This is a genomic window from Spirillospora sp. NPDC049024, assembly GCF_040649235.1.
Lineage (GTDB): Bacteria > Actinomycetota > Actinomycetes > Streptosporangiales > Streptosporangiaceae > Spirillospora.
Genome location: NZ_JBEZFD010000022.1, coordinates 59563 through 85500, shown reverse-complemented (window position 1 = coordinate 85500; position 25938 = coordinate 59563). Strand labels below are relative to the sequence as shown.

Genomic DNA, 25938 nt, shown 5'->3' with positions numbered 1-25938 from the left:
AGTTGTGGGGGCAGGGTGGCTCAGGCGAGCGTGGCGTCGCACGGCCCGGCGGTGCCAGAGCAGGCGCGACCGCACTACACGCACCGTCAGATCCTGGAGATCCTCGCCGGTCTGATGATGGCGATGCTGACGTCGATGATCTCGACGTCGGTGGTCGCGACGGCGCTGCCGACGATCGTCGGCGACCTCGGCGGCCAGGACAAGCTCTCCTGGGTCGCGAGCGCCTCGCTGCTGACCATGACGGCGTCCACGCCGCTGTGGGGCAAGCTGTCGGACATCGCCGGGCGCAAGCTCATGTTCCAGACCGCCCTGATCATCTTCGTGGCGGCCTCGGTGGGCGCGGGCCTGTCGCAGGACATCGGCCAGCTCATCGCGGCCCGCGCGTTCCAGGGCCTCGGCGTCGGCGGCCTGTCCGCGCTCGCCCAGGTCATCCTCGGGGACGTCGTCGAGCCCCGGCAGCGCGGCCGCTACGCCGGGTTCATGGGCGCGGTGTTCGGCGTCTCGACCGTCGCCGGGCCGCTGCTCGGCGGGTTCATCGTGGACACCGACGGCCTGGGCTGGCGCTGGTGCTTCTACGTGTGCGTGCCGCTCGCGGTCGTCGCGTTCCTCGTCATCCAGAAGGTGCTCAAGCTGCCGAAGGTGCGCCGCGACACCCGCATCGACGTCTTCGGCGCGTTCACCGTCACCGGCAGCGCCGCGCTGCTGATGCTGATGCTGTCCATGGGCGGGACGGAGTTCGCCTGGAACTCCCAGTGGACCTACATCCTGCTCGGCGCCGCCGCCGTGCTGCTCGTCCTCGCGATCGTCGCCGAGCGCGTCGCGCGCGACCCGATCCTGCCGCCCCGGCTGTTCCGCAACCCGACGTTCCTGCTGACCTCGTTCGTCTCCGTCTGCGTCGGCATGGCGATGTTCGGCGTGATGATCTACATGCCGCAGTACCTGCAGATCGTCAAGGGGATGAGCCCGACGGCGTCCGGCCTGATGACGCTGCCGCTGGTGGTCGGCATGCTCGTCACCTCCACCGGCTCCGGGCAGGTCGTCACCCGCACCGGCCGCTACAAGATCTTCCCGGTGTTCGGGCTGCTGTGCGTCGCCGGCGGGCTGTATCTGCTGTCGCTGCTGCACACCGACTCGCCCAAGGTGCTCGTCGGGACCGACCTCGCCGTCCTCGGCGTCGGGATGGGTCTCAGCCTGCAGATCCTCATCCTCGCCGCGCAGAACGCCGCGGCGCCCGCCGACCTCGCCTCCACGACGTCCGGTGTCTCGTTCTTCCGTAATCTCGGCGGTGCTATGGGCGTGGCCGCGTTCGGCGCTATCCTCACCAATCGGGTCGCGGACGAGATCACCAGTGGCTTCCGCGCCGCGGGCATCCCCATGCCGGGCGGCGGTGCGCACGGTCTCGGCTCCCCGGAGGAGATCAGCAAGCTTCCCCCGCCGGTCAGGGGCATCATCCAGGAGGCGTTCACGAACTCGCTGCAGACCGTCTTCCTCGTCGGCATCCCGGTGGCCCTGGTCGGGTTCCTCGCGGTGCTCGCGCTGAAGGAACTCCCCTTGCGCGGCTCGGCGCACCGCGGCAAGGGCGAGCCGGCGCCCGCCGTCCAGCAGGAGGCGCCCGCGGAGAGCGGCGTCGTCCACCCGCCGTCCCCGGCGGTGCGGACGGGCGCCGTCGGTGCGATCGGCGCGGGCAGGCACGCGCGCGGCCACGGCCCCCAGGACGACGGCCGCTTCGCCAAGACCACCACGCCGCCGACCCCGCCCGAGGAGCCGGCGGCGCCCTCGGCCACTCTGGACCTCGCCTCCCAGGTGCATCTCCTGGCCCAGCAGAACGGGCTGCAAGAGCCCGGCGGCGTTCCGGTGCGGGGCGTCGTGCGGACGCGCGAAGGAGAGCCCGTCGTCTCGGCCGCCCTCACCCTCATCGGCGTGGACGGCCACCAACTCGCCCGCACCATCACCCGGGGGGACGGGCGGTACGCGCTGCCGACGCCCGGCCCCGGCAGCTACGTGCTGATCGCCGCGACCGCCGGGCACGAGCCGCAGGCCGCGACGCTCGTCGTCGGCGACCGGCCGGTCGAGTTCGACCTGCTGCTGGCCGGCAGCGGCGGCCTGGCCGGAACGGTCCGCAGCGCCGGCGGCGCCCCCATCGTCAATGCGATGGTCGTCGTCACCGACGTGCGCGGCGACGTCGTCGGCACCGGACGCACCGACACCGACGGGCGCTACGCGTTCCAGGACATCGTGTCCGGCGCCTACACGCTCGCCGTCAGCGCCGCCGCGCACCGCCCGGTCGCGATGCCGGTGGAGGTCACCGGGAGCGGGCAGACGGTGCTGGACGTGGACATGCCGCCCGGCGCCCGGATTCGCGGGACGGTCCGCAACGAGTCGGGGGAGCCGGTCGGGGACGCGCGGGTCACGCTCGTCGACGCCGCCGGGAACGTCGTCGCGATGGTCATCACCGGACCGGACGGCGAGTACGCCTTCACCGACCTCACCGGCGGCCAGTACACGCTGATCGCGTCCGGATATCCTCCGGTCGCGACCGGTCTGTCGCTTTCCGGCGGCGGGCTGGACGACCACGACCTGAAGCTCGGCTACCCGGACGAGTGACGGACGCGAGCGAGCCGGGCCGCCCGCGGGCGGCGGCCCCAGAACACGGAACCTGGAGTGCGGGTCGTTGATGGACGCGAACCGAGGTCTGCGCGGGACGGTGCGGACGAAGGACGGCTGGGCGGTGCGGCACGCCATCGTCACGGTCACGAACCTGGCGGGCGACCAGGTCGCGCGCGAGCAGACCGGGGAGGACGGCGTGCTCGCCGCCGGCCCGCTGCCCCCCGGCACCTACACGGTGATCGTGACGGCCATGGGCTTCCAGCCGGCCGCCTCGACGATGATCGTCTCCAGCGCGGGCACCGCCGACATCGGGAAGATCGTCCTCGGCCGGGCGGGCGGCACCGAGCTCCCGCCGGCCGGCGCCTGGACGATCGACCCGGCGCACTCCAACGTCGGCGCCGTCGCGCAGCACCTCGGCCTGTCGAGCGTCCGCGGCCGGTTCGCCGCCTTCGAGGGCCGCATCGAGATCGCCGAGCCGGTCGAGGAGTCACGCGTCACGGCGCGCATCGAGGCGGCGTCCATCGACACCGGCAACAAGATGCGCGACGACCACCTGCGCTCTGCCGACTTCCTGAACGCCGACGTCCACCCGGTCGTCACCTACGAGGGCGAGGGGCTGACCGCCGCCGGGCCCGACCGCTGGACCGTCCACGGCCGCCTCACCCTCAACGGCGTCACCCAGCCGGTCGACCTCGACATGACCTACCTCGGCAGCGGCGGCGACCTGTGGGGCGGCTTCCGCGCCGCGTTCCGCGCGACCGCCGAACTCCGCCGCGCCGACTTCGGCATCCGCTTCAACCAGATCGTCGAAGCGGGCGTGGCCCTGGTAGGCGAAAGCCTGAAGGTCGAACTGGAAATCCAAGCCGTCCAGGGGGAAGAACTCCCGACGTAAGAATGAGCAGCGCACTGACCTCAGCCCGCGCCGCACCCCGCGACAACCTGAATGGTCGCGATCGCGTCCGAAGGCAGATTCGAGCGGAGCAAGAATCTGATCGCGCAGCGAGCCGCAAGGCGAGCCGGAGCGATGCCAGCGATCGCCCGCGTTTTTCGACGATGGAGGGCCGCCAGGCCCGAAGGAGGAGAGAAACGCAGTTAAACAGCGTGCCCCTTTAGTTGGCGGACGAGGGCGTTCGCTGAGGCGCGGTCGGGGGAGCCGGTCACGATGACCTTGCCGTCGGTGATGGCCATGTCGACGCGCGGCAGCGTTACGAGGCGCTCGCGAACGACGAAGGCCAGGTCGCGCCCGACCGTCGCGCGGGTCAGCTGGGCGAACGCCTGCCGGTCGCTCGGGCGGAGCGTCACCGCCACGTCGTACCCGCCGGGCTTCACCCGCGACTTCTGCACGCGCAGGTCGGCGACCTTGTGGATGGCGAGCCCCTGGGTGAGGCGGTAGCAGGTCACACCGGTGGCGGTCTGCCCGGTGATGCCCTGCGTCCCGGCGGGGCACTGGCCCGGCACCGCCTGCGCGACCGGGTAGATGTGCAGCGGCGCGGCCAGCGTCACCGGCCGCGTCCGCATCGAGGACGCGATCAGCCCCCCGGTCACCGCGACGGCGGCGATCAGCAGGCCCAGTGTGAGGACCATGACCAGCATCGCCGACCGGTGCTGCTCGGCGGCCCCCGCGGGCGGGGCCTCCCGGTAGGTGCGTCCCCGCCGCCGCGCCGCCCGGCTCCGTTTCATCTCCGCGGCCTGCCGCTGCCGCTGCGCGGCGCGCGCACGCCGCCGCTCGGCCTCCGTGTCCAGCGGCCGGGCGGCCGCGGGCAGCACGGCCGTCGTGGCCTCGGCGCGCCGGTCCGCGTCACGCAGGCTCTTCTGCCCCAGCGCCTCGGCGGGGTCGCGGCCCGGTTCGGGCGGGGCCTTCATGGGACGCGTGTCGCCGGACGGGGCGGGGACGGGACGCTGGGGCTGCGTCGGCTGCGCGGCGTCTTCGGGGATCAGCGGGGCCTGCCGCTTCACGTTCGAAGGCGAGGGATCGGGGGACGGGGCGGGAGGCGCCGGGGTGGGCGCGGGATCCTCGTCCCGCGAACGACCCTTGTTACGGCGCGGTATGACCCGCATCGTCACCTCCCCGGTTCATGATCTCCTCAGTCTGTCAGGCGGGGACGCCGCCGCGCATGGCGTCCCGTCCGGAAGACTCCCGCGGATCGCCGGCGGTCGGCACGTGAGAGACAGTGCCCCGTTCCCGGGGTTTCCAAGCGTGCGAAGGCCCGGCCCCGCGGTGGCGGGGCCGGGCCTCGGAGAGTGCTCTCCTACGTCGCCGCGATCAGTCGATGCGCCACGTGTCGCCGCTGCCGAGCAGGGCCGCGAGGTCGCCCTCGCCCTGCGTCTGGACGGCCTCGTCGAGCTGGGCCCGCATCAACTCGTCGTAGGACGGGCGGTCGACGTCGCGGAAGATGCCGATCGGGGTGTGCTCGAACGCGGGCTGGTCCAGCCGCGACAGCGCGAACGCCTGCGACGGGTCCGGGTTGTGGGCGTCGTGCACGGCGATCTCGGACGGGTCCACGTCCGCGACGTTCACGACCTCGAACGACCCGGACGGGGTGCGGCGCAGCGCCTTGGCGCGGTCGGCCCCGAACACGATGGGCTCGCCGTGCTCCAGCCGGACGGTGACGTCGTCGCGCACCGCCGCGTCCTTCAGCGGGTCGAACGCGCCGTCGTTGAAGATGTTGCAGTTCTGGTAGATCTCGACGAGCGCGGTGCCGCGGTGCTGCGCGGCGGCCCGCAGCACCGACTGCAGGTGCTTGCGGTCGGAGTCGATGGTGCGGGCGACGAACGTGCCCTCCGCGCCGATCGCGAGCGACAGCGGGTTGAAGGGGGCGTCGAGCGAGCCCATCGGCGTCGACTTGGTGATCTTGCCGAGCTCCGACGTGGGCGAGTACTGGCCCTTCGTCAGCCCGTAGATCCGGTTGTTGAACAGCAGGATCTTGAGGTTGACGTTGCGGCGCAGCGCGTGGATGAGGTGGTTGCCGCCGATGGACAGCGAGTCGCCGTCCCCGGTCACCACCCACACCGACAGGTCCGGACGGGACGTGGCGAGGCCCGTCGCGATCGCGGGCGCGCGGCCGTGGATCGAGTGGAACCCGTAGGTGTTCATGTAGTACGGGAACCGCGACGAGCAGCCGATGCCGGAGATGAACGTGATGTTCTCGCGGCGCAGCCCGAGCTCGGGAAGGAAGGACTGGACGGCCGCGAGGATCGCGTAGTCACCGCACCCGGGGCACCAGCGCACCTCCTGGTCGGTCTTGAAGTCCTTCATCGTCTGCTTCCCGTCCGCCTTCGGGACGAGGGAGAGCAGGCCGTTGCCGGTCGGCGCGCCGCTGCCGTTCGGCGCGCCGTTGCCGTTCCCGTTCGGGGAGCCGTTGCCGTTCGCTCCGTTGTCACTCACTGTCGATCACATCCTGGATGACGCCCTGGAGCTCCTCGGCCTTGAAGGGCAGGCCGCGGACCTGGTTGTAGCCGATCACGTCGATGAGCAGCCGGCCGCGCAGCAGCAGCGCGAGCTGGCCGAGGTTGATCTCAGGGACGATCACCTTGTCGTAGGAGCGCAGCACCTCGGGCAGGTTCGCGGGGAACGGGTTGAGGTGCCGCAGGTGCGCCTGCGCGATGTTCCGCCCGGACGCCCGGACGCGCCGGACGGCCGCGGAGATGGCCCCGTACGTCCCGCCCCAGCCCATCACCAGGACGCGTGCCTCACCGGACGGGTCGTCCACGGCGAGCGGCGCGATGTCGTTCGCGATGCCGTCGATCTTGGCCTGGCGGAGCCGGACCATGCGGTCGTGGTTCGCGGGGTCGTAGGAGATGTTGCCGGTGACGTCGGCCTTCTCCAGGCCGCCGATCCGGTGCTCCAGCCCCGCCGTGCCCGGGACCGCCCACGGGCGGGCGAGGGTGGCCGGGTCGCGCTCGAACGGCTGGAACTCCTCCTGCGAGGGCTCGGCGAAGTTCGGCTCGATCTTCGGCAGGGACGCCACGTCCGGCAGCTTCCACGGCTCGGACCCGTTGGCGAGGTAGCCGTCCGACAGCAGGATGACCGGCGTGCGGTACTTCACGGCGATCCGCGCCGCCTCGATCGCCGCGTCGAAGCAGTCCGACGGGGACTGCGGCGCGACCACCGGGACGGGGGCCTCGCCGTTGCGGCCGTACATGGCCTGCAGCAGGTCGGCCTGCTCGGTCTTGGTCGGCAGGCCGGTGGACGGCCCGGCCCGCTGCACGTCGATGACCAGCAGCGGAAGCTCGGTGGCGACGCCGAGGCCGATCGTCTCGCTCTTCAGCGCGATGCCGGGCCCGGACGTCGTGGTGACGCCGAGCGATCCGCCGAACGAGGCGCCGAGCGCCGCGCCGACCGCGGCGATCTCGTCCTCGGCCTGGAAGGTCCGGACGCCGAACCGCTTGTGCTTGGAGATCTCGTGCAGGATGTCGGACGCCGGCGTGATCGGGTAGGAGCCGAGGAAGATCGGCAGCCCGCTCTGCACGCCCGCCGCGACCAGCCCGTACGCCAGCGCGAGGTTCCCGGTGATGTTGCGGTACAGCCCGGGCTCGTGCTCGGCCGGCTTGATCTCGTACTGCACCGAGAACGCCTCGGTGGTCTCGCCGTAGGACCAGCCCGCCTGGAAAGCCGCGATGTTGGCCTTCATGATCTCGGGCTTGCTGGCGAACTTGCGCTCCAGGAAGGCCAGCGTCCCGTCGGTGGGACGGTGGTACAGCCACGACAGGAGGCCGAGCGCGAACATGTTCTTCGCGCGCTCGGCGTCCTTCTTGGAGATGTCGAAGTCCTCCAGCGCCTTCACCGTCATCGAGGTCAGCGGCAGCGCGTGGACCCGGTACTCCGACAGCGAGTCGTCCTCGACGGGGCTGGTCGCGTAGCCGACCTTGGCGAGGTTGCGCTTGGTGAACTCGTCGGTGTTGACGATGAGGTCGGCGCCGTGCGGCAGGTCCCCGAGGTTCGCCTTGAGGGCGGCGGGGTTCATCGCCACCAGGACGTTGGGCGCGTCGCCGGGCGTCAGGATGTCGTGGTCGGCGAAGTGCAACTGGAAGCTGGACACGCCGGGGAGGGTCCCGGCGGGGGCGCGGATTTCGGCCGGGAAGTTCGGCAACGTCGAAAGGTCGTTGCCGAACGCCGCGGTCTCCTGGGTGAAGCGGTCGCCGGTCAGCTGCATGCCGTCGCCGGAGTCCCCGGCGAAGCGGATGATGACGCGGTCGAGCTGCTGGACCTGTTTGGTCACAGAGGAAGACCTCCTCGACGCGCAGCATCCGTCCTGGGGGAGGCACCCAGGATCGTGATGCTACTAAGGCTTACCTTCATGGTATGTCCGGGACGGGATGGATGAGCGGGGACAGGCCGCACACCGGGATGACCGCACAGAATGAAGACGTGCGCTCCCCGCGGGGTGCCGGTGGCCGCGCGTCTTGGAGGCGAGCGACGGGCGGCGGAACGCTCCGCAGGTCCTATCGGGCGATACGACCTGGACGGGCCCCCGGGTTCATCCCGAACACAGGCAGCTGCGCTGGCGGCACAGGTCGACGTGCAGACGCCGGACCAGCAGCCGCGCGGGACTCGTCGAGGAGCATCGGCTCCCCAGAGGCGTGGAGTTCACGACCCGAAGTGTAGACAGCCGGAATCCCGTTCGACCGCACCGCCCCTGAAGGTGGGGTTCACGGTGTCCCTGGTGTCTGGGATGTGGCGACTTCTGGCCCCTCCGAGTGCTTGACGGACGGCTCCCCCGACACCGCCGGGCCCGGCGTGGCCGTGACGGCCTTCATGACCGCCTTGCGCTCCTTGTCGACGCGGGCGAGGAGTTTCGGCACGTCAGCGACGTCCAGCGCCTCGCCGACGACGCGCGCCTTCGCCTCGTACGGGTAGGAGCCGGGGTTGTCGAGGGCGGCGCGCATCCAGTGCCGCCACAGTTTGCTCGTCACGGTGCAACGCAGAACCAGCGAACGGTTGGCCGGGACCGGTCCCGACCCCGTGCAGGTCCCGAGCGGCTCGCCCCTCGACGAGATCGCCGCCCGCAGCGCCGCGCGCGCGCCGTCCGGCACCGTCGCGGGCTCGGTGAGCGTGGCGGGCATGCTCACGGTGCAGCCGCTGGTGTTCTGGTCGCAGTTGCTGAACGTCAGCGTCCCCGGCGTGAAGCGCAGGCCGGGATCGGACGCCCCGCCGAGCCTGGCCACGCGCGGGCGCAGCTCGGCGAACAGCGTCGCCGGGGCCGCGACGGGCGCGGCGGTGAAGCGCGGCCCCGCCTGCCCGCTCGGCCGCACCGCCAGCAGCCGGTAGGGGGCCGCCGCCGTGAGCACGTACTCCGCGTCGGACGTCTTCACCCTGAAGGCCCGGACGCCGTTCACGTCCTCCGTGGGCGGCTTCGCGGGAGCCTTGGCCAGCGCTTTCGCGATCGCCTTGGGCCCGAGGACGTCCGGGACGTCGAAGCCGGGCACCGACGCGGGCGCCTTGGACCAGCGCCCCGCGTAGTACTCCGGATGCGCGACGCCGCTCGCGTAGGTCTGCCAGAAAGACGTCCCTGCCTTGAGGTAGGTGACGCCGCCGACCGCGACGACCTCCGCCGTCAGCACGCCCCCGGTGAGCGTGCCGGTCGCCGCCCCCGCGGGCGTCACGCGCAGGTGCGCCTGGACGGGCTGCCCGTTGACCGTCACGGTGCCGTCGTAGCGCAGGCCCGTCCCGGAGGTGAGGTCGCGGCCCGCCGCGATCGTCCATGCGGGAGGCGCGGCCGACACCGTCGGCTTCGGCTTCTTCTTCGCGGACTCCTCGCCTCCGGTGAGCACCACGGCCGCAATCGCGCCGACGACGACCACGGCGGCCGCCGCCCCGGCGACGACCACCACTCGCCGTCCCCGAGGCTTGCGCTTCTGGCCCGGCCCGGGAGAGCCCGGCGGGACCGGGCCGCCCTGCGGGAACGCCGCGCCCGGAAAGCCCGAGTCGGGCGGGACGGGGCCGCCCGCACCGGGCGGCGGAACGAAGCCCGGACCAGAGGGCGCCGCGGGCGGGGAGGGGGACGCCGCGCCGGGCTGCCTCACGGGGACCATGGGGACCACGCCGGGCGGGAGGGCGGGGTCCGCGCCGGGCGGGACGAGGGTGGGCGTGCCGTGCGGGTCGGTCGGGGTCGCGCCCGGGTCCGAACCGGAGGGGGCCGCGGGGGCCGTCGCCGCCTGTGGCCCCGTGCCCGGATCCGTGGTGGAGGCCGCGCCCGGCGGGGCCTGGCCGCCGGCGACGCGGACGTCTCCGGGGTGGGGCCCCTCGACGGGGTCGCCCTGGTCGGGGCGGGCGTCCGGGGACGGGGGGCGGGAAGAGGCCGTCGGTGACGGCTCGTCCTTGTCAACGCTCACTCGGGGCTCACTCTGCTCACTTCCGGGGCCCGGTTTCGGCCCGACCGTCAGACACAAAGCAAGGGGTAGGAGGCGTCCCCCGCTGGGCACCGACGGGCTCGGGAACGTTCCGGGGGATGGGGGCGGCCGCCGGGCCCTGGAGGGGCCGTCCACAAAGAGCATAAGGGTGCCCGGCGGCGCCTCCCCCCGAAAGAGGAGGACGCCGCCGGGCACCCTTGCGGCCGCGGCTCAGCGCGCGATGCGCCTCACCTGCGGCGTCATTCGCTGTCGAGGCCGTTCTGCAGGGCGGACACCTCGGCCGAGGTGGCGCCGATCACCTTGTACTCGGCGTGCTTGTAGAAGGTGCCGCCGGTGGCCTTGGCCCAGCTCGTCCACGCGCTGCTGACGACCCGGCAGCTCGCCCACTGGGAGAGGGTGCTCGTGATCGTGATGCGGGTGGTGCAGTTGCCGAGGTCGCGGCCGGTCAGCGTGCCGGCCGTGAGCCGGAACCGGACGTCGATGGAGACGGGCTTCTCCGCGTCGTACGGCGGCCGGATCTTGGCCTCGACCGTGCAGCCGGAGTTGCCGTTGCAGCCGCCCTTCTTCCACTCGTCGACCGTGGGCCGGGCCGAGCCGTTGAAGGAGTCCTTCAGCTCGCCCATGCTCGTGCGCATGTCCGAGATGAGGGACGAGGCGTCGCTGGAGTCCTTCGGGGTGACGTCGACCGCCACGCGCGGCGTGGTCGCCTCGTAGCGCAGCAGCTTCGCGTCGTCCTCGTCGGTGATGTAGAGGGTGGAGGAGAAGGTGCTGAACTTGAGGGCCTTCTTGCCCATCCACGTCGTCTCGATCGGCTTGACCCGCGACAGCCGGGCCGAGCGGATCTTGCTCGCCAGCGCCGTCGGGGACAGCTGCTCCTTGAAGTCGAGGTCGAGCTCGTCCGCGCTCAGGCGGCCCCACTGCTCACCCGAGGTGAGGTAGTACGGGTCGTCGGTGGAGGAGATCTGCCGCGTCCAGTACGACTTGTCGCCCTTCACGAACAGCTTGCCGTCGGCCGACAGCACGGTGACCTGGTCGCTGTTCCAGGTGACGGGCCCCATCGCGCGGCCGCCCTTGGTGACGTTCAGCTCACCGCGCAGCGTCTCGCTGCCGCCGAACGTGCCCTTCAGCGAGACCGCGCGGGCGGAGTCCATGTCGGAGGCGGCCGCGGTCAGCTTCTCCTCGGGGGACTTGCCGCCGCCCTTGGCCACCACGAACACCACGATCGCGATGATCACCAGCAGGGCGACGCCGCCGCCGACGAGGCCGATCACCAGGCCGCCGCCACCGCCGCGCCTCGGCGGCGGCATCGGGGGGCCCATCGGGGCGCCGGGGGGCGGCGGGAAGAAGGGAGGCGGGGTTCCGGGACCACCGAAGCCGCCGGGCGGCGGAGCCCCGCCCGGGCCGCCGGGCCCGCCGGGACCGGGCCCGCCCGGGCCCGCTGGCGGCGGCGGAGGCGGCCAGGAGGCCCCGCCCGGGGATTCCCAGCCCGGGGGAGGAGGGGGGTTGCTCATCCGGTCACGTCCTTCCAGGTCAAACTGACCCATGCGAACCTAGTGTGCAGCAAGACCATGACATTGTGATCCCCCTGTCGAGGAGGTACGACGTCACATAGCTCGATGCTGCTCCGCGAGATACTGGCTGCTCCGCGAGATACTTGATGTGACGCACGCGAGGAGGATCTGGTGCATAACTATTTCGACACATATGTCGTCGTGGTCGTGCTGCTCCTCGTGGGCGCCGGGATCGTCGGGGGAGCGCTCGCGGCGAACCGGCTGCTGCGTCCCCATCGTCCCACGGTCGAGAAGCTGACAACGTACGAGTGCGGCGTCGATCCGGTCGGAGAGGGCTGGGCCCACTCCTACGTGCGCTATTACGTCTTCGGCTACCTGTACGTGGTGTTCGCGGTGGACGCGGTCTTCCTGTTCCCCTGGGCGACCGTCTTCTCGGACCCCGGCTACGGCGCGACGACCCTCGGCGAGATGTTCGTCTTCCTGGCCTTCCTCGCCACGGGGCTCGCATACGCGGGCAAGAAGGGCGTCCTGTCCTGGGTCTGACCGCCGGGCGCTGTAACAATGGCGGTGTGGGCACCATCGATCTACCCCCGCCGAGCGTCGGGCCGCTGTCGCGGCTCGCGCCCAAGCCGATCAGGTTCGTGCTCAACTGGGGCCGCCGCTACTCGCTCTGGGTCTTCAACTTCGGGCTGGCCTGCTGCGCCATCGAGTTCATCGCGACGTCGATGAGCCGGCACGACTTCATCCGGCTCGGCGTCATCCCGTTCGCCCCCGGCCCGCGGCAGGCCGACCTGATGGTCGTCTCCGGGACCGTCAGCGACAAGATGGCCCCGGCCGTGCGCCGCCTCTACGAGCAGATGCCCGAACCCAAGTACGTCATCTCCTTCGGCGCCTGCTCCAACTGCGGCGGCCCGTACTGGGACTCCTACTGCGTGACCAAGGGCGTCGACCAGATCATCCCCGTGGACGTCTACGTGCCCGGCTGCCCGCCCCGCCCGGAGGCGCTGCTGCACGGCATCGTCCACCTCCAGGAGAAGATCGCGGCCGAGTCGCTCGGCGACCGCTACGGCGGCGACGGCGCCGACCGCGAGCCCGTGGCCCCGCCGCCCGCGCCGCGCCCGCTCACGGCGACCGTCCTGCGCCGCCCGCTCCAGCCGCCGCCCCCGCCCGACCAGCACGAGACCTTCGAGCACTGGAACAGCGCACCGGAGGAGGGGCCGGACGACGAGGCGGCGCAGTCTGAGGTAGTGGGGCACGAGGCCGCGGAGAACGAGACGCTGCCCGTCCCGCATCTGGGCGAGGCCGAACCTCCGCCCGAGCCCGAGCCGCAGGCGCCGGCCGCCCGGCCGACGGACACGACCCAGCCCGTCCGGCACCTCGACGATGCCGAGGCCCCGGGGAGGCCCGAGCCGCAGGCGCCGCCCGTCGAACCGACCGACGTCACCCAGCCGGTCGAGCACCTCGGCGAAGCCGAGGCTCGCCCAGAACCCGAGCCGGAGGTTGTCGGGCCGACCGACGTCACGCAGCCCGTCCGAAACCTAAGCGAAATCGAGGCCGCGCCCGAGCCTGAGACTCCGCCCGTCCTGCCCACGGACACGACGCAGCCCGTTCACCTTCCCGAGGACGAGGGCACTGACGAGGGCACGGCGCAGGACACGGCCGAGGGCGTGAATCCGGAGCACGATCCCTCGATCATCCCCGGCCTGGTCGACGACGAGCACGACGACCAGATCGGACGTGACCGATGAGCTCCGAATCCCTCGCGGCGGAACTCACGGACGCCTGGACGGCCCGCTTCGGCGACGAGATCACCAGCGAGGAGACGCACGGCGGCCTGGCCGTCGGGGTGCCGCCCGAGCACTGGATCGACGCGCTCACCTTCGCGCGCGACGAGCTTTCCTGCGGGTTCTTCGACTGGCTGACCGGCGTGGACGAGATGGAGGACGGCTTCGCGGTCGTCGTCCACGTCTACTCGCTGGAGCGCCGCCACCACCTGCTGATCCGCACGCGCGTCTCCAAGCGCGCACCCGTGCTGGCGACCGCGACGGGCGTCTACCGGGGCGCAGCGTGGCACGAGCGGGAGACGTCGGAGATGTTCGGCATCCTCTTCGAGGGCCACCCGAACCTCGTCCCGCTGCTGCTGCCGGAGGGCTTCGAGGGCCACCCGCTCCGCAAGGACTTCGTGCTCGCCGCCCGCGTCGCCAAGCCGTGGCCGGGCGCGAAGGAACCGGGCGAGTCGGGGCACGGCGCGCCGAGCCGCCGCCGCGTCCGCCCGCCCGGCGTCCCGGAGGGCTGGGGTCCGAATGCTTGAGGTCGTGGTCAAGCTGCTGCTGGTCGCGGGCGCGTTCGCGGTGCTCCCGCTGCTGGTGGGGCAGGCCGAGCACAAGGTGATGGCGCACATGCAGGGCCGCCTCGGCCCCATGTACGCGGGCGGCTTCCACGGCTGGGCGCAGCTCGTCGCCGACGGGGTCAAGTTCGCGCAGAAGGAGGACGTGGTCCCGCGCGACGCCGACCGGTGGGTGTTCAAGCTGGCGCCGGGCGTCGCGATCGTCCCGTACCTGCTGGTGCTGCTCGTGGTCCCGGTCGGGCCGGGCGGGCAGGTCGCGCTCGACCTCGGCCCGGGGGTGTTCTTCGCGCTCGCGGTCATGGGCGTCGGCGTGATCGGCGCGATCATGGCGGGCTGGGCGAGCGCGAACAAGTACTCGCTGCTCGGCGGGATGCGGGTCGCCGCGCAGCTGATGTCCTACGAGCTGCCGATGGTGTTCGCGGCGTCGTCGGTGGCGATGGCGGCGGGGACGCTGTCGCTTCAGGGCGTCGTGGAGGAGTGGCGCTGGTGGTGGCTGCCGTGGCAGGCGGTGGGCGGCGTGGTGTTCTTCGTCGCGGGCCTGGCGGAGCTGCGGCGGCCGCCGTTCGACATGCCGGTGGCCGACTCGGAGATCATCTTCGGCCCGTACACGGAGTACGGCGGGCTGCGGTTCGCGCTGTTCATCCTGGCCGAGTACGCCGGGATCGTGGTGCTGTGCGCGCTGACGACCGTGCTGTTCCTCGGCGGCTGGAAGGGCCCGTTCCTGAACACCGAGCTGGGCTGGCTCTGGACGCTGCTGAAGGTCGGCGTGCTGGCGTTCTGCGTGATCTGGCTGCGGGTCAGCTATCCGCGCATGCGCGAGGACCAGTTGCAGAAGCTCGCCTGGGCGTGGCTCGTCCCGCTGTCGTTCGCCCAGCTCGCGCTGACCGGCGTCCTCAAGGTCGCCCTCTGAGCGCCGTCAGCCCTCGCAGCCCTGGCGTCATCTGAGGAAGATCGTGAAGTCGGCCATCAGCGGGAGGACGTCCGGCGGGACGTCGGCGTCGACGGCCATCTCCTCGGCCGAGACGAACCCGCCCGTCTGCTCGCGGCGGCGGACGATCCGGTCGGCGATCTCCGGGGTCGCGCCGGGCAGCGCCTCGATGATCTCGCGGGACGCGTGGTTGACGTCCACGAGGCCGCCGTCGTCGTAGGTGCGCGGCATGTCCGGGCGGCCGATGCGCAGTTCGCGGGCGAGCGCCGGGTCCTCGGCGGCGAGCGCGCGGGCCTCCTCCCGCAGCGACCGGCGGTACTTGGCGACCTCGACCGCGTGCTCGTTGAGCCGGTGGCGGGGGACCTCCCGGGGGAAGACGGACGACCGGAGGGCGATCGCGTGCCCCGTACCGGCGATCCACAGCAGGATCGCCGTGAACAAGCCGAGTGCGGTGAGGAACAGCTGGCCGGACTGAAGCATCATCAGCACGGCGACCGACCCGGCGCCGTACCCGGCGGCGGTGACCGCGAGCCCCGGCGACCGCCGCCGGACGGCCGCGTACAGGAACGAGACCGGCGTCCCGTAGCCGAGAGTGAGGAAGGGCACGCAGGCCCACACGAAACCTCGGGCCGTCTCCGGGGTCGGGGCCGGAATGGGCGGCGGATAGGGCGGCTGCGGGGGCACCGGCGGCCCGGGGTAAGGGGGACTCCAGCCGGGTGGGGTGCGCGGCTTCTGCCGAGGCCGCGGCGGGTGCCGGTGCGCGGGACGGGCGCGGTCGGACGCCGGACGGGGGCGGTGACCGGGCTCCGAATCGTGCGGGCGGTCCGCGTGATGACTCACATGCCCTCCCCGGCCGCAAACCAGCTCATCAGCACACGACCTATACCTCGTTGGACGAACGCGGAACCCGCCGCGTTCCCCCCGCGCCGATCGTGCGCAATCATGGGGCGCGTGGGACGGCTACCAGGAGGCGGGCTGGCCAAGGGGCTGGCGGTCACGTTGCGGACGATGACGCGGCGGTCCATAACGCGCCAGTACCCCGAAGTGCAACCGGACCTGCCGCCGCGCAGCAGGGGCGTCATCGCGCTGTTCGAGGAGAACTGCACGGTGTGCATGCTCTGCGCCCGCGAGTGCCCCGACTGGTGCATCTACATCGATTCGCACAAGGAGACGCTCCCGGCCGAGGGCGGCGGACGCCCCCGGACGCGCAACGTCCTCGACCGGTTCGCGATCGACTTCGCGCTGTGCATGTACTGCGGCATCTGCATCGAGGTGTGCCCGTTCGACGCGCTGTTCTGGTCGCCGGAGTTCGAGTACGCCGAGTACGACATCGCCGAGCTGACGCACGAGAAGGAGCGCCTGCGGGAGTGGATGTGGACCGTCCCGCCGCCGCAGGCCCACGACCCGTCCGCCGAGCCGCCGAAGGAGGTGGCCGCGGCGGAGAAGGCCGCCGCACGGGCCGCCCGCCGGCCCCCCTCGGCGCCCGGGGAGCGCGCATGAGCGGCCAGGAGATCGTGTTCGCGCTGCTCGGCGTGGTGGCGGTCGGCTCCGCGGTCCTCGTGGTGACGACGCGGCAGCTCGTCCACGCGGCGCTGTGGCTGGTGGTGTCGTTCGGCGCGCTCGCGGGCGGCTACCTCGTCCTCACCGCGGAGTTCGTCGCCTGGGTGCAGGTCCTCATCTACGTCGGCGCCATCGTGGTGCTGCTGCTGTTCGGGATCATGCTGACGCGCGCGCCGATCGGGGAGTCCGCCGACCTCGACTCCGGGAACCGGTGGGCCGCGCTGGCCGTCGCCGCCGGCACCGCCGCCGTCCTGGTCGCGGTGATGGTCATGGGGTTCGGCGACGCGCGGATGCCGCTGCGCGCGGGCGGCGGATCGGCGGACGAGCTCGGCGGCGCGGTGTTCCGGACGTGGGTGCTGCCGTTCGAGGTCCTGTCGGTGCTGCTGCTGGCCTCGCTGGTCGGCGCGATCGTCCTGTCGCGTTCGGACATCCGGGCCCGTCCCGCCGCCGACGGGAAGCCCCGCGCGAAGCGGAAGGCGAAGCCCGGCACCGAACCCGGCGCGGAGCCTGGCGCGGAATCCGGCGCGGAGCCTGGCGCGGAATCCGGCGCGGAGCCCGCGGCGACGCCAGACGGGAAGGGCGGCGCCTGATGCATCTCGCCTACCCGACGGTCGTCGCCGCCCTGCTGTTCTCCGTCGGCGTGTACGGGGTGCTGGCGCGCCGCAACGCGATCCTCGTCCTGATGTCGGTCGAGCTGATGCTGAACGCGGTGAACCTCAACCTCGTCACGTTCGACGTCTGGTACCGCGACCGCCTGCACGGCGGCCAGGTCCTCACGCTGTTCACGATCGTGATCGCCGCGGCGGAGGTCGGGCTCGGCCTCGCGATCGTGCTGCTGGTGTTCCGCAACCGCCAGATGATCGACGTCGACCGGCTGCGCAGTCTCTCCGAAATCCCCGAGAACGCCGAGACCTCCGAACCGGAACCCGAGCGCGAGGAGGCGTCGCCGTGATCTGGCTCGCGTCGCTCGTCGCGCTGCTGCCCTTCCTCGCCGCCTTCGCCGGGATGCTGTTCGGCCCGTCCCTGACCCGGGTGCTGCGCGGCGCCCCCGCGGGCTCGCCGCTGCGCAACGGTCCGGCGCTGATCGCCTGCGCGCCGGTCGCGGTGTCGCTCGTCCTGTCGGCGATCGTCGCGTTCGCCGTCTGGCGGGACCCGGGCGAGCGCACCGGCGCCCTCGCGCTGGTCGACACCGGCTCGGTCCCGATCAGCGTCGGGCTCCAGGTGGACGGCCTCGCCGCGGTCGTCGGGCTCATGGTCTGCTGCGTGGCGCTGGCCGTCCAGGTGTACTCGGTCGCGTACATGTCGGGGGACCGGCGGTACTCGTCCTACGCCGCGTTCATCTCGCTGTTCACGTCCGCGATGCTGCTGGTCGTCTACTCCGGCGACCTCCTCGTCCTGTACGTCGGCTGGGAGGTCATGGGCATCTGCTCGTACTTCCTGATCGGCCACCACTGGGAGGACCGGGCCAACTCGCGGGCGGCGGTCAAGGCGTTCCTCGTCACGCGGCTCGGCGACGTCGGCTTCCTCATCGGCGTGATCGTCCTCGGCGTGGGCGCCGGGACGTTCCAGATCGACCGGATCGTCCGGACGGCGGGCGAGCTCCCGCAGACGACGGCGACGGCGGCCGCGCTGCTGCTGCTCGCCGGGGTCGCGGGCAAGAGCGCCCAGTTCCCGCTGCACACCTGGCTCCCGGACGCGATGGCGGGCCCCACCCCGATCAGCGCCCTCATCCACGCCGCGACGATGGTCGCGGCCGGGATCTACGTCGTGGCGCGCCTGTACGGGGTGTTCCTCGCGGCCCCGTCCGCGCTCGCCGTGCTGGGCGTGATCGCCGTGGTCTCCATGGTCGGCTCGGCGTGCGCGGCCCTCGCGCAGGACGACCTGAAGCGCGTCCTGGCGTACTCGACCATCAGCCAGCTCGCCGTCATGGCCGCCGGACTCGCGGTGGGCGCGCGGTCGGCGGCGGTCTTCCACCTGCTGACCCACGCGGCGTTCAAGGCACTGCTGTTCCTCGCCGCCGGGTGCGTGATCGTGACCGCCGGGTCGAACCTGCTCGCCCAGTACGGCGGGCTCCGGCGCGGCATGCCCCTCACGTTCTGGTCGATGACGGTGGGTTTCGCCGCCCTCGCGGGCGTCCCGCCGTTCAGCGGATGGTTCAGCAAGGACGCCGTCATCGAGGCCGCCCAGCACGCCGCCCTGCACGGCGGCGAGATCGAGACGGCCGGCTGGTTCTCCTACGCGCCCCTCTCACAGGCCTCTGGCGCAGGGCCCAACTCGATCAGCGTGTCGGGCGGGATCGCATGGCTGATCTATCTGGGGTTGCTCATCACGGTCGTGCTGACGGCCGCCTATGCGATGCGCGCGTGGTTGATGACGTTCTTCGGTGAACGTCGCGGACCGTACGAGGTGCGCGACCCGTCGCGCTTCATGTCGTGGACCGTGGCGGCGCTGGCCGTCCCCGCCGCGATCCTCGGGTTCTTCGGGCTCGGGGCGTCGGAGCTGCGTCCCCAGTTCGGGGCCTCGGTGCTCAGCATCCTGCTCCTCGCCGCCGGCGCCGGAGGCGCGTTCCTCGTGTGGAACCGCGACCCGGCTCTGGACCCCGCGCGGGCGCTCGGCCCGGTCCGCACCGTCTTCGCGCGGGCCTTCTTCGTGGACGAGCTCTACGCGGCGGTCATCGTCCGGCCCGTCCAGACCCTGGCGAGGCACGTCGTCATCTTCGACCAGAGACGCGTGGACGGCGCCGTCACCGGCACCGGACGGGCCACGGGCAGGCTCGGCGGCCTGGTCAGGTTCGTCCAGAACGGAAACCCCCAGACCTACCTCACCGGCCTGCTCGCCGGTGTCGCCGTCATCGCGGCCGCGGTGGTGATCTTCCAGTGATCTTCGTGCTGATGATGGCGATCCCGCTGCTCGGGGCGCTCGCCATGCTCGTCCCGGCGGACCGGTTCCTGCGCACCGGCTTCGCCGTCCGGGCGTTCGGGACGGCCGTGTCCGCCGCGACCCTCCTCGTCGCGGTGTCGGCGGCGACGGCGTTCGACTTCGGCGACACGTCCCGCATGCAGCTGGAGGTCGACCGGCCCTGGGCGCCCGCCATCGGCCTGCGGTTCCACCTCGGCGTGGACGGGATCTCCCTGCCGCTCGTCGTGCTGACCGCCCTGCTGACGTTCCTGTGCTTCCTCTACACGCTGCGGCACCCGCCGGAGGGCGGCCGGATCCGGCTGCTGACCGCGCTGCTGCTCGTCCTGGAGGTCGGGATGCTCGGCACGTTCGTCGCGCTCGACCTCGTGCTGTTCTTCGTCTTCTTCGAGACCGTCCTCGTCCCCATGTACGTGGTGATCATGCTGTGGGGCGGGACGGGGCGCCGCGCCGCCGCCACCAAGTTCATCCTCTACACGCTGCTCGGCTCCGGGCTCCTGCTCGCCGGGATGCTGCTCGTCGGCACCGAGGCCGGCACGCTCGACATGACCGACCTGGCCGCCCGGCACGGGTCCGGCCTGTCGCACGGCCTCCAGGTCACCGCGTTCGCCCTGATGGGGATCGGGTTCGCGGTCAAGGCGCCGATGTGGCCGCTGCACACCTGGCTGCCGGACGCGCACACCGAGGCCCCGACGGTCGGGTCCGTCCTGCTGGCCGGCGTGCTGCTGAAGATGGGCACCTACGGCCTGGTCCGCGTCGCGCTGCCGCTCGCCCCGGACGGCGCGCAGGTCTGGGCGCCGTGGCTCGGCCTCCTCGCCGTCATCGGGATCGTCTACGGCGCCCTCGCCTGCCTCGCCCAGCGCGACCTCAAACGGATGATCGCCTACTCGTCCGTCGGGCACATGGGCTTCGTCCTGCTCGGCATCGCGACCCTCACCCCCGTCGGCGTCAACGCCGCCCTGTTCGGCAACATCGCGCACGGCCTCATCACCGGCCTGCTGTTCTTCCTCGCGGGCTCGGTCAAGGAGCGCTGGGGCACCGGCGACATGAACGCCATCGGCGGCGGCATGCTCAGCACGTCCCCGCGGCTGGCCTCGATCCTGACCTTCGCGTCCGTCGCGTCCCTCGGGCTGCCCGGGCTCGCCGGGTTCTGGGGCGAGGTGCTCGCGCTGATCGGCGCGTACCGCCCGCACGCGTCCCTGCCCCGCGAGACGTTCGTGACGTTCATGGCCGTCGCCGCGCTCGGCACCGTCCTGACCGCCGCCTACTTCCTGCGAATGCTCGCGAAGCTCACCCACGGGCCGTCCGATGGCGTCGCCGAGCCGCGCGGCCCGGTCGCGCCGGTCTCCCTCCAGGAGTACGCCGCCTGGGTGCCGCTGATCGCGCTGACGCTGCTGGTCGGCCTCTGGCCGAAGACCCTGCTGGACGTGACCACGGGTCCGGTCCGCGCGCTGTTCGGAGGCGGCTGATGATCCAGAGCATCGACTACGCGGCGATCGCGCCGCCGCTGGTCCTCGCCGTCGCCGCGATCGGGCTGCTGCTCGCCGACGCCTTCGACGCGCCCCGCCGCGTCCTGACCCTGCTGTCCGGCGGGTCCCTCGCCGCAGCGCTGGCCGCCGTGGTCGCGCTGGCCACCGGGGACCGCCGCGCCACCTTCTGCCTGCCGGACGGCCTGCGCGCCGGCGGCCCCGCCTCCTGCTCCTACGTCGCGGACGACTTCACCCTGCTCTTCCAGGGGATCATCCTCGGCGCCGCCGTGATCGTCGTGCTGCTGTCCCTCCAGGAGATCACCGACTCGAAGATCCCGGTCGGGGAGTACCACTTCCTCCTCCTCTCGGCCGTCATAGGAGCCCTCTCCCTGGTCGCCGCCCGCGACCTCGTCCTCCTGCTCGTCGCGCTGGAGACCCTCTCCCTCCCGGTGTTCGCGCTCGCCGCGCTGCGCCGCTACGACGGGACGGCGTCCGAGGCCGCGCTCAAGCTCTTCCTCGTCTCCGTCGTCTCCACCGCGGTCATGCTGTTCGGGATCAGCCTCGTGTACGGCGCGACCGGCGCCATGCACCTGGACCGGATCGCCCCCGCCCTGTCCCGGCTGCCCGCCGACCTCGACCCCGTCGCCGGGCTCGGCTCGGTGCTCGTCCTCGCCGGGTTCGCGTTCAAGGTCGCCGCCGTCCCGTTCCACTTCTGGGCCCCGGACGTCTACCAGGGCTCCCCGCTGCCCGTCGCCGCCTTCCTCGCCGTGGTGTCCAAGGCCGCTGGGTTCGCCGGGCTCGCGATCGTCCTCGCCTTGGGCCTGCCCGCCTACGGGCACGTGTGGGGGCCCGTCGTCGCCGTCCTCGCCGCGCTCACCATGACGCTCGGGAACCTCGCCGCGCTCCGCCAGAAAACCGCGATCCGCCTGCTCGCGTGGTCGTCCGTCGCCCAGTCCGGCTACATGCTCGCGCCGCTCGCGGTCGGCTCGCACCGCCTCCCCGAGGCCGTCGCCGCCACCACCGCCTACGTCGCCCTCTATGCCGTGATGAACATCGGCGCCTTCGCCGTCGTGATCGGCTTCTCCCGCCGCGGCACCGCCACCGGACGCCGGGACACCCTCGACGACTACCGCGGCCTCGCCCGCCGCAGCCCCGCCGTCGCCACCGCCCTCGCCTTCTTCCTCATCTGCCTCGCCGGCCTGCCCCCCGGCGTCATGGGGCTGTTCGCGAAGGTCGTGGTGTTCCGCGCCACCCTCGCCGGCGGCGTCACCTGGCTCGCCGTCGTGATGGCGATCAACACGGTGATCGGGCTGTACTACTACCTCGCCTGGGCGGTCCGCCTGTTCACCCCGTCCGCCACCGGCGAGGACTACGACGCCGCCCCCGGCCCCGCCGTCCGCGTCGCGATCACCGCCGCGGCGGCCGGCGCCGTCGTGCTGTCGGTCGCGCCGCAGATCGTCCTGCAGACGGTCGGACAGGCCACGTAACCCGTCCACGTTTGGGAACGTTCGCCCAGGTCAAACCGTTGATGTTCATGGCAGGACCGACGGGGAGGCGACGCAGGTGCAGTTCAACGGCGTCAAGACGGCAGCACTGATCGCCGCACTGTCGGCGTTGATGCTGGTCGCCGGCTGGACGTTCGGCGGCACCACCGGCCTGGCGATCGCGCTGGTCATAGCCCTCGGAACCAACGGCGTCGCGTACTTCTTCAGCGACCGCATCGCGCTGCGCTCGATGCTGGCCCACCCGGTCGGCGAGGTCGAGGCGCCGGTGCTCTACCGGCTCGTCCGGGAGCTGTCGACCTCCGCCCGCCAGCCCATGCCGCGCCTGTACGTCTCGGAGACCCGCCAGCCCAACGCGTTCGCCACCGGACGCAACCCGCGCAACGCCGCCGTCTGCTGCACCCGCGGCATCCTCCAGATGCTGGACGAGCGGGAACTGCGCGCCGTCCTCGGACACGAGCTGTCCCACGTCTACAACCGGGACATCCTCATCTCCTCCGTGGCCGCCGCCATCGCCACGGTCATCACGTACCTGTCCCACCTGGCGATCTTCCTGCCGATCGGGCGCTCCGAGGACGACGACGGCCCCGGCATCCTGGGCGCGCTCCTGATGCTCGTCCTCGGCCCGGTCGCCGCCGCCGTCGTCCAGATGGCGATCAGCCGCACCCGCGAGTACTCCGCCGACGCCGCCGGCGCCCGCCTCACCGGCGACCCGCTGGCCCTCGCCTCGGCCCTCCGCAAGATCGACGCGGGCACCCGCGCCCTGCCGCTCCCGCAGGACCCCGAGCTCGCCACCACCAGCTCCCTGATGATCGCCAACCCCTTCCAGGGCGCCGGCATCGGCAAGCTCTTCTCCACCCACCCCCCGACCGCCGACCGCATCGCCCGCCTGGAACGCATGGCCGGCCGCCGCTAGCAGGAATTCGACCGAACCACTCCGGACACGGCCGCGTCATAACACACAAGAGCGCGCCGGCCACTTCTGCGGGGGATGGGGCCGGCGCGCTCCCCTTCGTCCTACCGGTAGTTCACGAACTGCAGGGCGACCTCGAGGTCCTTGCCCTTCAACAGGGAGATGACCTGCTGGAGGTCGTCCTTCTTCTTCGAGGTCACCCGCAGTTCGTCCCCCTGGATCTGGGCCTTCACACCCTTCGGCCCCTCTTCCCGGATGATCTTCCCGATCTTCTTGGCGTCCTCCTGGGCGATGCCCTCCTTCAGCCCCACGCCCAGCTTGTACACCTTGCCGGACAGCTTCGGCTCACCCGGATCGATCGCCTTCAGCGAGATCCCCCGCTTGACGAGCTTGTCCTTCAGCACGTCCAACACGGCGTTCGCCCGCTCCTCGGTGTTCGCCTGGATCTCGATCGTCTCCCCGGACCACTTGATCCCCGCGTCCACGTTCCGGAAGTCGAACCGGTTGGCCACCTCCTTGGCGGCCTGGTTCAACGCGTTGTCGACCTCCTGCCGGTCGAGCTTCGACACGATGTCAAACGACGAGTCGGCCATCGCCCACACATCCCCTCAGCAGCAGCATCACTGATCCACAGAGCGTATCGACTCCCCACCCCCCGCACGCCCCGCCTCGATGTCACACCCACCCCGATGGTCCGCTATCCTTTCCAGCGAAACACCACGGCGGGTTGCCCGAGTGGCCAATGGGAGCGGACTGTAAATCCGTCGGCTTAGCCTACGCAGGTTCGAACCCTGCACCCGCCACACCAGTGAAAACAGCCCCTGACCAGGCGTAACCCGGTCGGGGGCTGTTCTCGTAGTGTCCGGCTGTCTCTGATCGTTAACGGCCTTCTACGGGTGGCTGTGCCGAATACGTGCCGAAGTTCTAAGGGCTCTTTGGCCTGGTCGCCTCACTGATTCGGCGCATGGCGTCCTCCTCTTGCCCGGCACCCTCGGACCCCTGTGCCGGAGGCATACCAGCACTCAGCCACGCTGAGACGGCCGCATGTCGAGATGGCAGCATGCCGCGGGGCGGGTGCGGGGTCTCATCGAGCGGCGACTCAGCCTGAAGCCCGCTAAGTGCCCTCGCGGCCGAGGGGATCGTCCGGCCTCGGCAGGGACGGGGCACCATGGTCACCTGGCTGCCGCCGATGCTCCGCTCGCCAGCGCGCTACGAGCGGGCGCCCCGCGAAACCAACGGCGCCCGTGTGGCGTTCGACGCCGAGGTTCGCTCCCGTGGGCTGCGTCTGCTCGCCAGCGGCATTCCCGTCCGGCTGCCCAGTTGGTTCCCGCTCGACATCGCCGAGGGAACCGTCCTGGAGGAAGACGGCCCGGTGATCGTCGGCGGCGTCAAGAGCGCGCTTGCCGAACTCGGCTACGCCCAGACCAGGACGCGCGAGCAGATCATCCCAAGTCGTCTGCCCACCGATGCCGAGGCGCACGCGCTGGAGATCAGCCCGGAGCGCACGGTCGTGGAGATCACGCATGTCGGCATGACGGCCGAGGGACGCGCCGTCGAGGTCACGGTCTCGGTCGCGCCCGCCCACTACGTGACAGCTCAGTACGAGTTCCCGCTTGCCTGACAACCGGAAGAGACCACACCCGATGATCACGCGCCCAGTCCAGGACCACGCCCAGGCCCTCGCCGGCAAGGGCGAGCTACCCGCCTACGTCTACGACCTCGCCGCACTGCGTGAGCACGCGGCCGAGGTCAAGGCCGCGCTTCCGGCACTCGGTGCGCCGGAGATCTTCTACGCCGCAAAGGCCAACCCGGACGCGCCGATCCTGCAAGCTCTCGCCCCGTACGTCGATGGCATCGAGGTCGCGTCCGGCGGCGAGTTGGCGCACGTGCGCGAGGCACTGCCGGACGCGCGGTTGGCGTTCGGCGGCCCCGGCAAGACCGACGACGAACTACGCCTTGCCCTCGACCTCGGGGTCGAGCGCATCCACGTCGAAAGCCCCTACGAGCTGTCCCGCCTGGCCGAGATCGCTGCCACGTCCGGCCGTGAGGTCGATGTCCTGCTACGGGTCAACCTCGTCGGCGACCGCAGCGGCGTCGCGCTTGCCATGAGCGGCCCGTTCGGCATGGATCCCGACCTAATCGAGTCGTGCCCCGGCATCCTGGAGAACTCCCCACAGTTGCGCCTACGCGGCATCCACGCGCACCTGGCGTCCGGCCTGGACGCGTCCGCCATGGTCGCCCAGTCCGCCGAGATCCTCGCGTGGGGCCGCGCGTGGCTCGACAGGATCGGCCACACCGGACCGCGTGAGTTCAACCTCGGCGGCGGCATGGCCGTCGACTACTCCACACCCGAGACCCGATTCGACTGGAAGCAGTACGTCGCCGCACTCGCCGAGCCGGGCGAAACGCTGCGCATCGAACCGGGCCGCTCCATCAGCGTCTACGCCGGGTGGTACCTCACCGAACTACTGGACGTGAAAAAGGCACACGGCCAGTGGAACGCCGTCCTACGCGGCGGCACCATGCACATCCGCACACCCGTCACCAAACAACACAACCACCCGCACGACGTCCTCACCCACAACGGCAACGGCCCCGCAGTCGCCGGTGAACCCGTGACCCTCGTCGGCCAGTTCTGCACCCCAAAGGACGTCTTCGCACGCGAAGTCCCCACAGATCGCATCGCAGTCGGCGACCTAGTCGCCTTCTCCATGTCCGGCGCCTACGCCTGGAACATCTCCCACCACGACTTCCTAATGCACCCCAAGCCCAAGTTTCACTACTTGGACTAATAGCCACTTAACTCGCTACTGCTGAGCCCTGGCAGTTCCATGG

The 25938-nt window shown here is 71.6% G+C and carries 22 protein-coding genes, 1 tRNA gene and 1 pseudogene; 17 read left to right on the top strand and 7 right to left on the bottom strand.

The genetic code is table 11. The annotated features are described in order from the left end of the window. Positions 1-15: 15 nt before the first annotated feature. The 3 genes and pseudogenes from AB0C21_RS33205 to AB0C21_RS33195 all read left to right on the top strand — a co-directional run. Positions 16-1575, top strand: a pseudogene (locus tag AB0C21_RS33205) (MDR family MFS transporter); the annotation flags it as partial. 75 nt (positions 1576-1650) lie between these two features. Further along, positions 1651-2604, top strand: coding sequence for an MSCRAMM family protein (locus AB0C21_RS33200; protein ID WP_500209707.1), 954 nt, complete (start codon positions 1651-1653; stop codon positions 2602-2604). Between the two features lie 70 nt (positions 2605-2674). Continuing rightward, positions 2675-3499, top strand: a complete 825-nt coding sequence (locus AB0C21_RS33195; RefSeq protein WP_500209613.1) for a YceI family protein — start codon at positions 2675-2677, stop codon at positions 3497-3499. A gap of 200 nt (positions 3500-3699) precedes the next feature. Here AB0C21_RS33195 and AB0C21_RS33190 read toward each other — a convergent pair whose 3' ends face one another. The 5 genes from AB0C21_RS33190 to AB0C21_RS33170 all read right to left on the bottom strand — a co-directional run bounded on the left by AB0C21_RS33190 (position 3700) and on the right by AB0C21_RS33170 (position 11264). Then, positions 3700-4563: a SecDF P1 head subdomain-containing protein gene (locus AB0C21_RS33190; RefSeq protein WP_500209612.1), complete on the bottom strand. Its 864-nt coding sequence runs from the start codon at positions 4561-4563 to the stop codon at positions 3700-3702. 307 nt (positions 4564-4870) lie between these two features. Further along, positions 4871-5902, bottom strand: a complete 1032-nt coding sequence (locus tag AB0C21_RS33185; protein WP_500209706.1) for a 2-oxoacid:ferredoxin oxidoreductase subunit beta — start codon at positions 5900-5902, stop codon at positions 4871-4873. An 82-nt stretch (positions 5903-5984) separates the two neighbouring features. Then, positions 5985-7826, bottom strand: a complete 1842-nt coding sequence (locus tag AB0C21_RS33180) for a 2-oxoacid:acceptor oxidoreductase subunit alpha (protein WP_500209611.1) — start codon at positions 7824-7826, stop codon at positions 5985-5987. A 430-nt stretch (positions 7827-8256) separates the two neighbouring features. Then, positions 8257-9939: a hypothetical protein gene (locus AB0C21_RS33175; RefSeq protein ID WP_500209610.1), complete on the bottom strand. Its 1683-nt coding sequence runs from the start codon at positions 9937-9939 to the stop codon at positions 8257-8259. A gap of 257 nt (positions 9940-10196) precedes the next feature. Beyond that, on the bottom strand, positions 10197-11264 hold the full coding sequence (locus tag AB0C21_RS33170; RefSeq protein ID WP_500209608.1) for a hypothetical protein: 1068 nt from the start codon (positions 11262-11264) through the stop codon (positions 10197-10199). Positions 11265-11639: 375 nt separating this feature from the next. Between AB0C21_RS33170 and AB0C21_RS33165 the strand changes: the two genes are divergently transcribed. The 4 genes from AB0C21_RS33165 to AB0C21_RS33150 are packed head-to-tail and all read left to right on the top strand — an operon-like array spanning position 11640 to position 14725. Continuing rightward, complete coding sequence (locus tag AB0C21_RS33165; RefSeq protein ID WP_149259666.1) at positions 11640-12011, top strand: NADH-quinone oxidoreductase subunit A; 372 nt, start codon at positions 11640-11642, stop codon at positions 12009-12011. Between the two features lie 26 nt (positions 12012-12037). After that, complete coding sequence (locus AB0C21_RS33160; RefSeq protein ID WP_500209607.1) at positions 12038-13216, top strand: NADH-quinone oxidoreductase subunit B; 1179 nt, start codon at positions 12038-12040, stop codon at positions 13214-13216. Beyond that, on the top strand, positions 13213-13779 hold the full coding sequence (locus AB0C21_RS33155; protein WP_500209606.1) for an NADH-quinone oxidoreductase subunit C: 567 nt from the start codon (positions 13213-13215) through the stop codon (positions 13777-13779). Before AB0C21_RS33160 ends, AB0C21_RS33155 begins: the two co-directional genes overlap by 4 nt. Beyond that, positions 13772-14725, top strand: coding sequence for a complex I subunit 1/NuoH family protein (locus tag AB0C21_RS33150; RefSeq protein WP_500209604.1), 954 nt, complete (start codon positions 13772-13774; stop codon positions 14723-14725). Before AB0C21_RS33155 ends, AB0C21_RS33150 begins: the two co-directional genes overlap by 8 nt. 27 nt (positions 14726-14752) lie before the next feature. On the opposite strand, the gene AB0C21_RS33145 is transcribed toward AB0C21_RS33150, so the two are convergent. Next, the gene (locus AB0C21_RS33145) at positions 14753-15349 is read right to left on the bottom strand and encodes a ComEA family DNA-binding protein (protein WP_500209603.1); all 597 of its coding nucleotides are present in this window, start codon (positions 15347-15349) and stop codon (positions 14753-14755) included. Positions 15350-15694: 345 nt separating this feature from the next. On the opposite strand from AB0C21_RS33145, the gene AB0C21_RS33140 reads away from it, so the two are divergent. The 7 genes from AB0C21_RS33140 (at position 15695) to htpX (ending at position 23106) form a co-directional block, all read left to right on the top strand. Beyond that, a complete protein-coding gene (locus tag AB0C21_RS33140) occupies positions 15695-16243 on the top strand; it encodes a NuoI/complex I 23 kDa subunit family protein (protein WP_500209601.1) in 549 nt (182 codons plus the stop codon). After that, positions 16240-16893, top strand: a complete 654-nt coding sequence (locus AB0C21_RS33135) for an NADH-quinone oxidoreductase subunit J family protein (RefSeq protein WP_500209599.1) — start codon at positions 16240-16242, stop codon at positions 16891-16893. The genes AB0C21_RS33140 and AB0C21_RS33135 overlap by 4 nt, the downstream gene beginning before the upstream one ends. Next, positions 16893-17255, top strand: a complete 363-nt coding sequence (nuoK, locus tag AB0C21_RS33130) for an NADH-quinone oxidoreductase subunit NuoK (protein WP_500209597.1) — start codon at positions 16893-16895, stop codon at positions 17253-17255. Before AB0C21_RS33135 ends, nuoK begins: the two co-directional genes overlap by 1 nt. Beyond that, positions 17252-19183 carry an NADH-quinone oxidoreductase subunit 5 family protein gene (locus AB0C21_RS33125; protein ID WP_500209595.1) on the top strand — a complete coding sequence of 644 codons (1932 nt, stop codon included), beginning with the start codon at positions 17252-17254 and terminating at the stop codon, positions 19181-19183. The genes nuoK and AB0C21_RS33125 overlap by 4 nt, the downstream gene beginning before the upstream one ends. Positions 19184-19194: 11 nt before the next feature. Further along, complete coding sequence (locus AB0C21_RS33120; RefSeq protein WP_500209704.1) at positions 19195-20688, top strand: complex I subunit 4 family protein; 1494 nt, start codon at positions 19195-19197, stop codon at positions 20686-20688. Continuing rightward, a complete protein-coding gene (locus tag AB0C21_RS33115; protein ID WP_500209593.1) occupies positions 20688-22175 on the top strand; it encodes an NADH-quinone oxidoreductase subunit N in 1488 nt (495 codons plus the stop codon). Before AB0C21_RS33120 ends, AB0C21_RS33115 begins: the two co-directional genes overlap by 1 nt. 76 nt (positions 22176-22251) lie before the next feature. After that, positions 22252-23106, top strand: coding sequence for a zinc metalloprotease HtpX (gene htpX / locus AB0C21_RS33110; RefSeq protein ID WP_500209591.1), 855 nt, complete (start codon positions 22252-22254; stop codon positions 23104-23106). A 101-nt stretch (positions 23107-23207) separates the two neighbouring features. On the opposite strand, the gene AB0C21_RS33105 is transcribed toward htpX, so the two are convergent. Beyond that, a complete protein-coding gene (locus AB0C21_RS33105; protein ID WP_500209589.1) occupies positions 23208-23696 on the bottom strand; it encodes a YajQ family cyclic di-GMP-binding protein in 489 nt (162 codons plus the stop codon). 128 nt (positions 23697-23824) lie between these two features. Here AB0C21_RS33105 and AB0C21_RS33100 point away from each other — a divergent pair. The 3 genes from AB0C21_RS33100 to AB0C21_RS33090 all read left to right on the top strand — a co-directional run bounded on the left by AB0C21_RS33100 (position 23825) and on the right by AB0C21_RS33090 (position 25895). Beyond that, positions 23825-23906 (top strand) — tRNA-Tyr (locus tag AB0C21_RS33100). Between the two features lie 365 nt (positions 23907-24271). Then, on the top strand, positions 24272-24724 hold the full coding sequence (locus AB0C21_RS33095; RefSeq protein WP_500209587.1) for a UTRA domain-containing protein: 453 nt from the start codon (positions 24272-24274) through the stop codon (positions 24722-24724). 22 nt (positions 24725-24746) lie between these two features. Next, complete coding sequence (locus AB0C21_RS33090) at positions 24747-25895, top strand: type III PLP-dependent enzyme (protein ID WP_500209586.1); 1149 nt, start codon at positions 24747-24749, stop codon at positions 25893-25895. Positions 25896-25938 lie beyond the last annotated feature (43 nt).